We start from the raw sequence: 12,669 nt of genomic DNA on the forward strand, positions 1-12,669 counted from the left end.
CCTGCTCGTGTCGACAATGGCCGTCACTCTACGGGCTGTTCCCCACCGCGCGGGAACTCAGGGGCTACCCACCCGTAAACCTGTCTGGCAAGCTCGGGCCATGACTCCGCGCGCCGCCGACCGGGCCCGTTACGACCGAGCCACCGCCGAACTCGACGCGCCCGTGGCGATCGTCGATCTGGACGCCTTCGACGCCAACGCGGCGGACCTGGTGCGCCGCGCCGGCGGCAAGCCGGTGCGGGTGGCGAGCAAGTCCGTGCGCTGCCGGGCCCTGCTGGAGCGGGTGCTGGCGCGGGAGGGCTTCGCGGGCATCATGTCGTTCACGCTCGACGAGTCGCTGTGGCTCGCGCGGGCCGGGTTCGAGGACGTGCTCCTCGCGTACCCCTCGGCCGACCGGACGGGGTTCGGTGAGCTGGCCCGCGATCCGAAGCTGGCGGCCGCCGTGACGGTGATGGTCGACGACGTGGCGCAGCTCGACCTGATCGACGCCGCCCGCGCGGGCGGCACGGAGGAGGTCCGGGTCTGCCTGGAGCTGGACACGGCGCTGAGCCTGCTGGGCGGCCGGATACGGGTCGGCGCGCGCCGTTCCCCGCTGCGCGAGCCCGCCGAGCTGGCCGAGCTGGCGCGTTCGGTGGTGCGCCGCCCGGGCTTCCGGCTGGTCGGGATCATGGCGTACGAGGGTCATGTGGCGGGGGTCGGCGACGCGGTCGCGGGCCGGCCGCTGCGCTCGCGGGCGATCCGGCTGATGCAGGCGGCCGCGCGCAGGGAGCTGGCGGAGCGCAGGGCGGCCGTCGTACGGGCCGTGCGGGCGGTGGCGCCGGACCTGGAGTTCGTGAACGGCGGGGGCACCGGGAGCGTGCAGCACACGGCCGCCGAGGACGCGGTCACCGAGATCGCCGCGGGTTCGGGGCTCTTCGTGCCGCGCCTCTTCGACAACTACACGTCCTTCAGCGGGCGTCCGGCCGCGCTGTTCGCACAGCCCGTGGTCCGCCGGCCCGGCGTGGGCGTGGTGACGGTCCTCGGCGGCGGGTATCCGGCGTCGGGCGCCGCGGGCCCGGACCGGCTGCCCGTGCCGTACCTCCCGGAGGGGCTGCGCTACGACCCCCAGGAGGGTCCCGGCGAGGTGCAGACCCCGCTGCTCGGCTCCCCCGCCGACGACCTGCGGATCGGCGACAAGGTGTGGTTCCGGCACGCGAAGGCCGGTGAGCTGTGCGAGCGGTTCGAGAGCCTGCACCTCGTGGAGGGCGACCGGATCACGGCGACCGTGCCGACCTACCGGGGCGAGGGGCGGACCTTCCTCTGAGGGTGGGGCCGCCCCCCCCTTCCGGACCCCGTCCGATCCTCCGTCGGAGACGGCCTAGAACACCGTGTCCCGCTGGTCCGGGACGATGCTGCCGTCGGCGCGCCGGACCGGCTGGAGGGTGCCGTCGCCGGCCGTGTAGCCGGTGGTGGCGCAGGGGTAGGGGGTCGTCTTCTGCTTCTTGGGCTCGATGAACATGGGGTTGACGAGCCAGCGGCCGTCCCCGTTCTCGTACGCCCGGCACATGAGTTCGTTCTTGTTGCGGTTGAGGACCAGGCGCAGGCCGGTCGCGTCCCGCAGGAACGAGATGTCGGTGTCGGAGTCGCCGGCGGCGAGGACCTGGCGGCGGGCGGCGGGCTGGACGCGTTCGGCGGCGGGGCCGCGGACGCCGAAGATCTCCTGGTTGATCCAGCAGCGCTTGCCGTCGATGTAGGTGATCATCGTGTCCTCGCCGTCCCGGACCGTGCCGCACCCCTTGAGGTGGCTGGTGAGGCGGCCGTGCTCGGTGGTGTTGCGGATGCCGAGGGTGTGGGAGGGGTCGACGCCGACGCCCTTCGCCCAGACGTCGACGACGGGCTCGGGTGAGGCGGAGACGACCCAGACGTCGAAGCCGGCGTCCTTGAGGGTGCGGATCAGGTCGCGCTGCTGCTCGTAGTAGCGGACCCAGCCGGTGACCTGGGAGGTGCCGACGCGCTGGGTGGCGCCCTGGGGCGCGGCGAGGTTCTCGGCGCGGGCGGCGGCGGCGAAGGACTCCACCTGGCGGGTGGTCCAGCCGTGCAGGAGCTGGGCGAGCCAGGCGTACTGGGGCTCCGTGCGGCGGCGGTCGTGGCCCGCGAAGGCGGTCTTCCCGCCGGTGGTCGTGCCGGAGCCGTAGACGGAGAGGAGCTCGTCGGCGCAGCGGGTGTCGGTGGACGTGGGGAGGGTGCGGACGCCGGTGGGGCAGGCGGCACCGAGGGCGGCCGCGGCGTCGGGCGTGAGGTGACGGCTGGTGGTGGACCAGTCGCCGCCGCGCGGCGGGCGGACGCGGTCGTTGCGGAGGAGCCAGTGGAAGGTGGCGTCGCCGACGTCGTTCTTGACGACGGTGTTGTCCCAGTCGAAGACGGCCACCGGCGTGCGGCCGGTTCTCGTGCGGTCGCCGCAGTGATCGGCGATGAGGGCGTCGATACGGGCCTTGTTGTCGCCGTACCAGCCGTCGGAGACGGTGAGGGTGGGGCAGGGGCGCGGCTTCGGGGGCTTCGCCTGGGCGGGTCCGGCGGAGGCGAGGCCGGTCGCGGCGAGGACGAGGGCGGCGGCCGCCGCGGAGGTGCGGAGTCGGTGGTTCATGATCACTCTCCAGTCTGTACGCGGAACAGCCGGGCGCCTTGCGACGCCCGGCTGTCGGGTGGGGGGAGCGGGGGTGAACTTCCGGTGCGCGTGCCTCCTAGAGCGGGGTCACGTACGCGCCGGAGATGCCGCCGTCGACGAGGAAGTCGCTCGCGTTGACGAAGGAGGAGTCGTCGCTCGCGAGGAAGGCGACGGCGGCGGCGATCTCCTCGGCCTCGGCGAAGCGGCCGACGGGGATGTGGACGAGGCGGCGGGCGGCGCGCTCCGGGTCCTTGGCGAACAGCTCCTGGAGGAGCGGGGTGTTGACCGGCCCCGGGCAGAGGGCGTTGACGCGGATGCCCTCGCGGGCGAACTGGACGCCCAGTTCGCGGGACATCGCGAGGACGCCGCCCTTGGACGCGGTGTACGAGATCTGGCTGGTGGCGGCGCCCATGATGGCGACGAAGGAGGCGGTGTTGATGATGGAGCCCTTGCCCTGGCGGCGCATGTAGGGCAGGGCGGCCTTGCAGCACAGGTAGACGGAGGTGAGGTTGACGTCCTGGACGCGCTTCCACGCCTCCAGGCCGGTCTCCAGGATGGAGTCGTCGTCGGGGGGCGAGATGCCGGCGTTGTTGAAGGCGATGTCGACGGAGCCGTAGGTGTCGAAGGCGGTCCTGAACAGCGCCTCGACCTGCTCGGGGTCGGTGACGTCGACCCGGACGAAGGTGCCGCCGACCTCTTCGGCCGCGGCCTTGCCGGCGGTCTCGTCGATGTCGCCGCAGACGACGTGGGCGCCCTCGGAGGCGAGGCGGCGGGCGGTGGCGAGGCCGATGCCGCTGCCGGCCCCGGTGATGACGGCGGTACGGCCGACCAGGCGGCGGCAGACGTTCTCTTCGGTGCTGGTCATGGTGGGTCATGCCTCCGTGCTGAGGAAGACGTTCTTGGTTTCGGTGAAGGCGGTGAGGGCGTCGGGGCCGAGTTCGCGGCCGAGGCCGGACTGGCGGTAGCCGCCGAACGGGGTCGAGTAGCGCACGCTGGAGTGCGAGTTGACCGAGAGGTTGCCGGCGCGGACGGCGCGGGAGACACGCAGGGCGCGGCCGACGTCGCGGGTCCAGAGGGAGCCGGAGAGGCCGTACTCGGTGGCGTTGGCGAGGCGGACCGCGTCGGCCTCGTCGTCGAAGGGGAGGACGACGGCGACGGGGCCGAAGACCTCCTCGATGGCGCAGGGGGCGTCCTCGGCGATGCCGGTGAGGACGGTCGGCGGGAACCAGAATCCGGGGCCTTCGGGGGCCTTGCCCCGGATGCCCGCGAGGTCGTCGCCGACGTAGGAGCGGACGCGGTCGAGCTGGGCGCGGGAGATGAGCGGGCCCATCTGGGTGCGCGCGTCGGCGGGGTCGCCGACGACGATCTCCTCGATGGCGGGGGTGAGGAGCTCCAGGAAGCGGTCGTGGACGTCGCGCTGGACGAGGATGCGGGTGCGGGCGCAGCAGTCCTGTCCGCTGTTGTCGAGGAAGGACATCGGGGCGGCCGCGGCGGCCGCTTCGAGGTCGGCGTCGGCGAAGACGATGTTGGGGCTCTTGCCGCCGAGTTCGAGGGTGACCCGCTTCACGCGGTCGGCGCACTTCGCCATGATCGCCTTGCCGACCCGGGTGGAGCCGGTGAAGACGATCTTGGCGACGCCGGGGTGCTCGACGAGGGCGTTGCCCGCGACGGGGCCGGTGCCGGGGAGGACCTGGAACAGCCCTTCGGGCAGGCCGGCCTCCAGGGCCAGTTCGGCGAGGCGGAGCGCGGTGAGCGGGGTCGTCTCGGCTGGCTTGAGGACGACGGCGTTGCCGGCGGCCAGGGCGGGGGCGGTGGCCCACGCGGCGATGGGCATGGGGAAGTTCCAGGGGGCGATGACGCCGACGACCCCGAGCGGTTCGAGGATCGTGATGTCGAGGCCGCCGGCCACCGGGATCTGCCGTCCGTTGAGGCGCTCCACTCCCCCGGCGGCGTAGTCGAGCAGGTCGCGGACGTTGCCGGCCTCCCAGCGGGCGTTGCCGATGGTGTGCCCGGCCTCGGTGACCTCCAGGCGGGCGAGCTCCTCGACGTGGTCGTCGACGGTGGCGGCGAAGCGGCGGAGCAGCCGCGCGCGGTCGGCGGGCGCGGCGGCGGCCCAGCCGCGCTGGGCGGCGGTGGCGCGGGCCACGGCCGCGTCGACGTCGGCCGGCGTGGCGGCGGGGACGGTGGCGACCGGCTCCTCGGTCGCCGGGTTCAGTACCTGGAGCAACTCTGTCCTCTCAGTGTCGTTCGAAGGAGCGGCGCAGCTCCCAGTCGGTCACCGCGGCGTCGTAGGCGTCGACTTCGACGCGGGCCATGTTGCGGTAGTGGGCGACGACCTCGGCGCCGAAGGCGGCCTTGGCGATCTCGCTGGTCTCCCAGAGTTCGGCGGCCTCGCGCAGGGTGGTGGGGACGTGCGCGTACTCGCCGGTGTAGGCGTTCCCGGTGCAGGGCGGGGGCAGTTCGAGGCGTTGCTCGATGCCGTACAGGCCGGCGGCGACCAGGCCGGCGACGGCGAGGTAGGGGTTGACGTCGCCGCCGGGGAGGCGGTTCTCGAAGCGGGTGGAGCGGCCGTGGCCGACGATCCGGAGCGAGCAGGTGCGGTTGTCGTGCCCCCAGGCGACGGCGGTGGGCGCGAAGGAGCCGGGCTGGAACCGCTTGTAGGAGTTGATGTTGGGGGCGTAGAGGAGGGAGAAGTCGCGGAGGGCGGCGAGCTGTCCGGCGAGGAAGTGGCGCATGGTCTCGGACATCCCGTGCGGGTCGTCGCCGGCCATCACGTTCTCCCCGTCGGCGTTCTGGAGGGAGAGGTGGATGTGGCAGGAGTTGCCCTCGCGCGCGTCGTACTTCGCCATGAAGGTGAGCGAGACGCCTTCCTGGGAGGCGATCTCCTTGGCGCCCGTCTTGTAGACGGCGTGCTGGTCGCAGGTGACGAGGGCCTCGTCGTACTTGAAGGCGATCTCGTGCTGGCCGGGGTTGCACTCGCCCTTGGCGGACTCGACGGTGAGTCCGGCGCCGGTCATCTCGTTGCGGATGCGGCGCAGGAGGGGCTCGATGCGCCCGGTGCCCAGGACGGAGTAGTCGATGTTGTACTGGTTGGCGGGGGTGAGGCCGCGGTAGTCGGCGTTCCAGGCTTCCTCGTAGCTGTCCCGGAAGACGATGAACTCCAGCTCGGTGCCGACGTGGGCGGTGAGGCCGAGGCCGGCGAGGCGCTCCAGCTGGCCGCGGAGGATCTGCCGGGGTGCGGCGACGACCGGGGTGCCGTCGCCCCAGGCGAGGTCGGCCGTCACCATGGCGGTGGCCTCGTTCCAGGGGAGGCGCCGGAGGGTCGTGAGGTCGGGGTGCATGGCGAAGTCGCCGTAGCCGCGGTCCCACGAGGACATCTCGTAGCCGTCGACGGTGTTCATCTCGGTGTCGACTGCCAGAAGATAGTTGCAGCCCTCGGTGCCGTGGCCGAGGACCTCGTCCAGGAAGAACGGGGCGGCGAACCGTTTTCCCTGGAGCCGTCCCTGCATGTCGGGGAAGGCCAGGACGACGGTGTCGATCTCGCCGCTCGCGACGAGGGCGCGGAGCTCCTCGACGGTGAGCGGGGGTGTGCGGACTGCCACGGGATTGCTCCTCCTTCGGCCTGCCGGAAGCCATAAGGTATTGCCGAAGACCATTGCTTGGGAAGTGCTGGAGAAAGGGAAACGAGAACGTGGCCAGTACGAGTGAATCGGCGGACCGGCTGACGCCCGTGCTGCGGCCGGTGCGGGCGGGCAACGGATTCGAGGAGGCCCTGGAGCAGATCCTCCAGGTCGTGCGGCTCGGGCTGGTGCCCGGCGGCGAGCGGCTGCCCGCCGAGCGGGAGCTGGCCGACCGGATGGGGATCAGCCGGGTCACCCTGCGCGAGGTGCTCAAGGTCCTCCAGGAGCAGGGGCTCGTGGAGTCCCGCCGCGGCCGGTACGGCGGGACGTTCGTGCTGCCCCGGGTCCAGACGGCCGACGAGGACGAGCTGCGCCGCCGGATCGCCACGGTCGACATGGAGGACACCCTGCGCTTCCGTGAGGTCCTTGAGGTGGGCGCGGCCGGGCTCTGCGCGGCCCACGGCCTCGACGCGGCCGGCGCCGAGCGGCTGCGGACCGCCGTGGCGGCCACCCGGGACGCCCCGCTGGCCGATTACCGCCGCCAGGACACCCTGCTGCACCTCACGCTCGCCGAGCTGTCCGGCTCGCCGACGCTGACCGCCCAGTACGCCGCCGTCCGGGCGACCGTGAACGACCTCCTGGACTGCATCCCCCTGCTCGTACGCAATCTGGAGCACTCCCAGCACCAGCACACCGCCCTGGTGGAGGCCGTGCTCGACGGGGACGCGGACGCGGCGCGCGAGGTGATGCGCGAGCACTGCGCCGGGACCGCGGCGCTCCTGCGCGGCTTCCTCACCTAGGGCGTCTCCGGAAAGTCCCGCCTGGCCCGCGGGCAGACGGCGCTACTTTCCGGACGCGCCCTAGGGGCGTCCTGCCGGGGTCCCCGGCGGGCGCGTAACCCGAAAGTAACGCACGGGGCTTGCGCTCCCCCGTCGGCCACCGCAAAGGTATGGCTCCAATCCATTGGGCCCGTTGCGGGGAGCTGACGCTGCCATGACGCTCGAAGACACCACCGGGGGCACACCCGGGAGCACGCCCGGGGCCACCGCCCCACCGAAGGACGACTACCTGGAGCGGCGGGCACTGCGGCGCGGCAGCGCCGGGTGGCTGCTGCTCACCGGGCTCGGCGTGGCCTACGTCGTCTCCGGGGACTTCTCCGGCTGGAACATCGGCCTGTCGAAGGGCGGTTTCGGCGGGCTCGCCATCGCCACCGTCCTGATGGGCGCGATGTACGCCTGTCTGGTCTTCGCGCTCGCCGAGCTCTCGGCCATCCTGCCCACCGCGGGCGGCGGCTACGGCTTCGCCCGCCGGGCGCTCGGCACCTGGGGCGGCTTCCTCACCGGCACCGCGATCCTCATCGAGTACATCCTCGCGCCCGCCGCGATCTCGATCTTCATCGGCGACTACGTCGAATCCCTCGGCCTCTTCGGCCTGGAGTCCGGCTGGCCGGTCTACCTCGTCTGCTTCGCGCTCTTCATCGGGATCCACCTGTGGGGCGTGGGCGAGGCGCTGCGCTTCAGCCTGATCGTCACCGCGATCGCGGTCGCCGCCCTGGTCGTCTTCGCCCTCGGCGCGTTCACCGACTTCCACGTCGACGGACTGAACGACATCCCGGTCGACGGCGAGGCATTCGGCTCGAACTCCTGGCTGCCCTTCGGCCTCCTCGGCATCTGGGCCGCCTTCCCCTTCGGCATGTGGTTCTTCCTCGGCGTCGAGGGCGTGCCGCTCGCCGCCGAGGAGGCGAAGGACCCGGTGCGGTCGATGCCGAGGGCGCTCGCGATCTCCATGGGCGTCCTGGTGCTGCTGGCCGTCGTGACCTTCCTCGCCGCCACCGGGGCCCGCGGCTCGGCGGCCGTCCAGGAGGCCGGCAACCCGCTGGTCGTGGCCCTCCAGGGCGACGGGGAGCCGACGCCGCTCAGCCGGTTCGTGAACTACGCGGGCCTGGCGGGTCTGGTCGCCTCCTTCTTCTCCCTCATCTACGCCGGGTCCCGCCAGCTGTTCGCCCTCTCCCGGGCGGGGTACCTGCCCCGCTTCCTCTCCCTGACCAGCCGCCGCAAGTCGCCGTACCTGGGGCTGCTGATCCCGGGCGCCATCGGCTTCGCGCTGGCCGCCGGGACCGGGAACGGGGCCCGGATGCTGAACATCGCGGTGTTCGGCGCCACCATCTCGTACGCCCTCATGGCGCTCTCCCACATCGTGCTGCGGCGCCGCGAACCGGGGCTGCACCGGCCCTACCGCACCCCCGGCGGGATCGTGACCTCGTCCGTCGCCTTCGTCCTCGCCCTGTCGGCGCTGGTGGCGACCTTCCTGGTGGACCGGACGGCGGCGTTCATGGCGCTCGGGGTGTACGGGATCGCCCTCGCCTACTTCGCGTTCTACAGTCGGCACCATCTGGTGGCCAGTGCGCCCGAGGAGGAGTTCGCGGCGCTCGCCGCGGCCGAGGCCGAGCTCGAACGCGACTGACCGCCGACGCCCCACCCCTCTGAACCGCACTTCTGGAGGAAGCACGTGTCCAAGCCGCTCATCGGCGTGACCACCTATCTGGACCGGGCCCGCTGGGGGGTGTGGGACATGGAGGCCGCACTGCTCCCCGCCCGCTACCCGTGGCTCGTCCGGGAGAGCGGGGGGCTCGCGGTGATGCTGCCGCCGGACGGACCGGAGGCCGCGGCCGCGGTGGTGGCCCGGCTCGACGGGCTGGTCGTCGCGGGCGGGGCGGACGTGGAGCCCGCACGGTACGGAGCCGCCCTCGACCCCCGTACGGGCCCGCCCGCCCGCGCACGCGACACCTGGGAGCTGGCCCTGATCGAGGCGGCGCTGACCTCCGGCACCCCGCTGCTCGGCATCTGCCGGGGCATGCAGCTGCTGAACGTGGCGCTCGGCGGGACGCTGGTCCAGCACCTCGACGGCCACGTCGAGGCCGTCGGCGTCATCGGCCGGCACGCGGTCAAGCCCGTGCCGGGCACCCGGTACGCCTCCCTCGTGCCCGAGCTCGCGGAGGTCCCGACCTACCACCACCAGGCGGTGGACCGCCTCGGCGCGGGGCTCACCGTGTCCGCCCTCGCCGAGGACGGCACGGTCGAGGCGGTGGAGCTGGCCGACCCCGTCTGGGCGCTCGGCGTGCAGTGGCACCCCGAGATGGGCGAGGACGCGCGGGTGATGCGGGGGCTCGTCCTGGCGGCGGGGGGCCACCAGTGGTGAGCCCGGCGACTCGGGCCCGCCTGGGGTGAGCCCGCGTACCGGACCTGGCCGCGGTCGGCCCGAGGCTGGGGACCCGCCGGCAGCGAGCCCGGCGTTTCGGACCCGCCTGCAGGGAGCCCGACGCTTCGGCCCCACCCGGGGTGAGCCCGCGTGGGGCCCCGGCGGCAGCCGGGGGTGGGCTCAGCGCGTGGGCGCGGTGAGCTCGGTCCAGATCGACGGGCCGGCCGTGCAGGGGCCGCCGGCGTGGACCGCCAGGCTCCGTCCCTCCGGGTCGACGGCCACGGTGGCGAGGGTGGCCCGGCGGTCCCCGAGCGTCCCGTCGGCCGGGGCGTGGCAGCAGACCTCGGCGCCGTCGTCGCGGTGGACGGCGAGCAGCCGCGCGAGCGCTCCGGGGTCGAGCGGACCAGAGCGGCCGCGGACCCGCCGGGTGAGCAGACGGTGCCGGTCGTACGTCTCCGGTTCCCGGCGTCCGCGCAGTTCGCCGGCGGCGAGCGAGGGGTCCAGGAAGTGGTGGGTCCGGGTCAGCCGGCCCCGGTCGTCGGGGGTGACGACCGCCGTGCCGGCGGATGCGAGCTCCACGGGGGCGGCGCGGTCGGCGGTCACCACGGTGATCACCGTGGAGGCCGAGACCGGGGCGCCGGCGAGGATGCCGAAAACGGCACTCCGGCGCCGTCGGCGACCCCCTCCATCACCTCGACGAGCTCCGGAGCCCCCATCCGGGTGGTGTCGGCGCAGCCCAGGGCGAGCGAGCGGACGTCCGGGGAGCGGCCGTGCGCCGCGGCGACCCCGGCGAAGAGCTCCTCGTAGACCTTCCAGGCACGCACGACGGCGTCGCCGGCCCGGCGGCCGCGGTCCTCGCCGCGGCGCCTCGGGGAGTCCCCGGCGATCCGGAGGACCGGACGGCCCCTCACGCCTGCGCGCGGGCGGCGAGCACCGTGCGGTCGCCGCGCATGAGGAGCGCGTAGAGGAGCGCGGAGACGGCCATGCCGACGGGGAGCGAGAGGTCGACGCCGCCGAGGGCGGTGGCGACCGGCCCCGTGTAGAGGGTGTTGACGCAGAGGGCCGCGGCGGTGACGCCGACGAGGAGGGCGAGGGCGCCGGCCCGGTTGACGCCCGCGGTGTACCAGAAGGGGCTGGAGGGGCTCTCGTCGGAGAGGGCGATCCCGTCGTAGCGGCCCCGGCGGAGGAGGACGTCGGTGGCGTAGACGGCCATCAGGGGGCCGCTCAGGACCACGATCACCTGGAGGGCGTTGCTGACGGTGTCCAGGAAGTCGGAGACGAGCAGGCCGTAGAGGGTCAGGGCGACGGCGCCGGCGCCGTCGAAGAGGACGCTGACGGTCCGGCGGATGCGCAGGCCGACGGCCTGGAGGGCGAGTCCGGCGCTGTAGGCGGTCAGGGCGTTGATGGAGATCGTGCCGAGGACGAGGGCCAGCAGGAAGACCGGGGTGAACCAGCCGGGGAGGAACGTCTGCAGCGCGGTCTGCGGGTCCGTCATGTCGACGGCGGTCGCCGCGAAGGCGCCCAGCGAGCAGACGGCGACGCTGGGCAGGAAGGCCCCGAGCGCGGTCCAGCCGACGATCGCCTTCTTCGAGGACGTCCGGGGCAGGTAGCGGGAGAAGTCGGCGCTCGTGGTGTACGAGAGCGGGCCCGAGGCGATCATCGTGACGCCGGCGAGGAGGAGGCCCCAGAGCTCCACGCCGCCGAGCCGCGCCGCCGGGGCGTACGAGAAGTCGGCGTGCCGCAGGACGGCGAAGGCGACGACAGTGAAGACGCCGGCCAGGACCAGGGTGATCGGCAGGTACAGCCGGACGATCAGGGCGTGGCCGTAGACGCTGATGGCCAGGGTGAGCGCGGCGATGACCGCGATGACGGCGACCTTGACGGGGGTGTTCGCCGCGATGCCGGTCTTCTCGACGAGGGCGAACGCGGCGGTGGCCGCGGCGGCGAGGTTGAGGGCGAAGTAGCAGACGGAGACCAGCCAGCCGCCGACCGCGTTGTTCACGCGGTTGCCGATGACCCCGTACAGGGCTCGGGTGATCACTTCGCTCGGCGCGCCCGCGGCGGGTCCGGAGGTGGCGAGGAGACCGGGGAGCAGCCAGAAGAGGTTGCCGGCGACGATCACGGCGACGGCCTGCCAGAGGGTCAGGCCCATCAGGACGAGGGCGCCGCCGATGACGAGGCTGAGGTAGTTGACGTTGGCCGCGGCCCAGACGGAGAACAGCTCGCGGGGGTGTCCGTGGCGTTCCCCGTCGGGGATGTGGTCGATGCCGTGGGCCTCGACGCGGCCCGGCCGGTCGACGGCCGGCGCGGTGACCCGGGCTCCATGGGAGCCGGGGAGCGGGTCGGGGATCGTGGAAGCCATGCGGCCCTCCGGAAGCGTGTGGTGCCCACCTGGTTGCTTATTGGTCGCACACTCAATAGCATCCCGGTTATGTCGTCAAGCGTCCAGCGCAAGCGCATTCGCAAATCCCCGGAAGCCCGGCGGGCGGAGATCGTGGAGACCGCGGCCCGCATCGCCCTGACGGAGGGCCTCGAGTGCGTCACCCTCCGGCGGGTGGCCGACGAGCTCGCCGTACGGCCCGGTCTGATCAGCCACTACTTCCCCTCGGCCGAGGAGCTGGTGGCCGAGGCGTTCAGCGTCGCCGCCACCGGCGAACTCGACGCCCTGCTGCCCGCCGAGCGGCCGCACGGCACCCCGACCCAGTACCTCGCGCGCTACTTCACCCTCTCCGCCGGCGAGGAGTACGACGACATCAGCCGGCTCTGGATCAACGCCCGGCACCTCAGCCGCTACCGGCCCCTCCTCCGCGACCGCGTCGCCGAGCAGGAGCTCGCCTCCGACGGCCGACTGGAGGCCGTCATCCGCGAGGGCGTCGAGCGCGGCGAGTTCCGCACCGACGACCCGCGCGCCGCGGCCATCCAGATGCTGGTCGTCCTCGACGGCCTGGGCTCCCACGCCAACACGGACCGCAGCGACCTCCCGGAGGCCGTGACCCGCATGGCCGTCAGCACGGCGGAGCGCGTCCTGGACCTGCCGTACGGAGCGCTGACCGAGGCGCCGCCCCTCCCCGAGCCCACCCCCGCCGAGGCCCCCGCGGACCCCGCTCCTCCGGAGTCCGAGGCCCCCGCGGACCCCGCTCCTCCGGAGTGACGTCCCGCCGTCCGCCGCCTCCGCACCTCGCCCTTGCCTGCCAGGCCACCCCCGGA

General features: G+C 73.4%; 12 protein-coding genes. 5 read left to right on the forward strand and 7 right to left on the reverse strand.

Going from position 1 to position 12,669, the window contains the following annotated elements; translation table 11 throughout:
* The first annotated feature begins 100 nt into the window (after nt 1-100).
* Nucleotides 101-1,303 (forward strand): amino acid deaminase/aldolase, encoded by a 1,203-nt coding sequence (locus AB0424_RS10170; RefSeq protein ID WP_366303755.1) that lies wholly within the window; start codon nt 101-103, stop codon nt 1,301-1,303.
* A gap of 54 nt (nt 1,304-1,357) precedes the next feature.
* Here the strand turns inward: AB0424_RS10170 and AB0424_RS10175 are convergent, their stop codons facing one another.
* The 4 genes from AB0424_RS10175 to AB0424_RS10190 form a co-directional block, all read right to left on the reverse strand.
* Nucleotides 1,358-2,623 carry a haloacid dehalogenase-like hydrolase gene (locus AB0424_RS10175; protein ID WP_366303757.1) on the reverse strand — a complete coding sequence of 422 codons (1,266 nt, stop codon included), beginning with the start codon at nt 2,621-2,623 and terminating at the stop codon, nt 1,358-1,360.
* 97 nt (nt 2,624-2,720) lie between these two features.
* Nucleotides 2,721-3,509, reverse strand: coding sequence for a 3-oxoacyl-ACP reductase (locus AB0424_RS10180; protein ID WP_366303759.1), 789 nt, complete (start codon nt 3,507-3,509; stop codon nt 2,721-2,723).
* A gap of 6 nt (nt 3,510-3,515) precedes the next feature.
* Nucleotides 3,516-4,871 carry an aldehyde dehydrogenase family protein gene (locus AB0424_RS10185; protein WP_366303761.1) on the reverse strand — a complete coding sequence of 452 codons (1,356 nt, stop codon included), beginning with the start codon at nt 4,869-4,871 and terminating at the stop codon, nt 3,516-3,518.
* A 10-nt stretch (nt 4,872-4,881) separates the two neighbouring features.
* Nucleotides 4,882-6,246 (reverse strand): glutamine synthetase family protein, encoded by a 1,365-nt coding sequence (locus tag AB0424_RS10190; RefSeq protein ID WP_366303763.1) that lies wholly within the window; start codon nt 6,244-6,246, stop codon nt 4,882-4,884.
* An 89-nt stretch (nt 6,247-6,335) separates the two neighbouring features.
* Here AB0424_RS10190 and AB0424_RS10195 point away from each other — a divergent pair, with 89 nt between their 5' ends.
* The 3 genes from AB0424_RS10195 to AB0424_RS10205 all read left to right on the forward strand — a co-directional run bounded on the left by AB0424_RS10195 (nt 6,336) and on the right by AB0424_RS10205 (nt 9,462).
* Nucleotides 6,336-7,064 (forward strand): FCD domain-containing protein, encoded by a 729-nt coding sequence (locus AB0424_RS10195; protein WP_366303765.1) that lies wholly within the window; start codon nt 6,336-6,338, stop codon nt 7,062-7,064.
* A gap of 193 nt (nt 7,065-7,257) precedes the next feature.
* On the forward strand, nt 7,258-8,727 hold the full coding sequence (gene eat / locus AB0424_RS10200) for an ethanolamine permease (protein WP_366303767.1): 1,470 nt from the start codon (nt 7,258-7,260) through the stop codon (nt 8,725-8,727).
* 45 nt (nt 8,728-8,772) lie between these two features.
* Nucleotides 8,773-9,462, forward strand: coding sequence for a gamma-glutamyl-gamma-aminobutyrate hydrolase family protein (locus AB0424_RS10205; protein WP_366303769.1), 690 nt, complete (start codon nt 8,773-8,775; stop codon nt 9,460-9,462).
* Nucleotides 9,463-9,642: 180 nt separating this feature from the next.
* On the opposite strand, the gene AB0424_RS10210 is transcribed toward AB0424_RS10205, so the two are convergent.
* The 3 genes from AB0424_RS10210 to AB0424_RS10220 are packed head-to-tail and all read right to left on the reverse strand — an operon-like array spanning nt 9,643 to nt 11,824.
* On the reverse strand, nt 9,643-10,068 hold the full coding sequence (locus AB0424_RS10210) for a hypothetical protein (RefSeq protein WP_366303771.1): 426 nt from the start codon (nt 10,066-10,068) through the stop codon (nt 9,643-9,645).
* 5 nt (nt 10,069-10,073) lie between these two features.
* Nucleotides 10,074-10,373 (reverse strand): hypothetical protein, encoded by a 300-nt coding sequence (locus AB0424_RS10215; RefSeq protein WP_366303772.1) that lies wholly within the window; start codon nt 10,371-10,373, stop codon nt 10,074-10,076.
* Nucleotides 10,370-11,824: a cytosine permease gene (locus AB0424_RS10220; protein WP_366303773.1), complete on the reverse strand. Its 1,455-nt coding sequence runs from the start codon at nt 11,822-11,824 to the stop codon at nt 10,370-10,372. Before AB0424_RS10220 ends, AB0424_RS10215 begins: the two co-directional genes overlap by 4 nt.
* A gap of 69 nt (nt 11,825-11,893) precedes the next feature.
* Between AB0424_RS10220 and AB0424_RS10225 the strand changes: the two genes are divergently transcribed.
* Nucleotides 11,894-12,613: a TetR family transcriptional regulator C-terminal domain-containing protein gene (locus AB0424_RS10225; protein ID WP_366303774.1), complete on the forward strand. Its 720-nt coding sequence runs from the start codon at nt 11,894-11,896 to the stop codon at nt 12,611-12,613.
* Nucleotides 12,614-12,669 lie beyond the last annotated feature (56 nt).

The organism is Streptomyces sp. NPDC051180 (genome assembly GCF_040689545.1).
Classification (GTDB): Bacteria; Actinomycetota; Actinomycetes; order Streptomycetales; family Streptomycetaceae; genus Streptomyces.

Bases quoted from the DNA above. Each gene is read 5' to 3' on its own strand.
- AB0424_RS10170 (WP_366303755.1), top strand. From the start codon at position 101: ATGACTCCGCGCGCCGCCGACCGGGCCCGTTACGACCGAGCCACCGCC.
- AB0424_RS10175 (WP_366303757.1), bottom strand. From the start codon at position 2,623: ATGAACCACCGACTCCGCACCTCCGCGGCGGCCGCCGCCCTCGTCCTC.
- AB0424_RS10180 (WP_366303759.1), bottom strand. From the start codon at position 3,509: ATGACCAGCACCGAAGAGAACGTCTGCCGCCGCCTGGTCGGCCGTACC.
- eat (WP_366303767.1), top strand. From the start codon at position 7,258: ATGACGCTCGAAGACACCACCGGGGGCACACCCGGGAGCACGCCCGGG.
- AB0424_RS10220 (WP_366303773.1), bottom strand. From the start codon at position 11,824: ATGGCTTCCACGATCCCCGACCCGCTCCCCGGCTCCCATGGAGCCCGG.
- AB0424_RS10225 (WP_366303774.1), top strand. From the start codon at position 11,894: ATGTCGTCAAGCGTCCAGCGCAAGCGCATTCGCAAATCCCCGGAAGCC.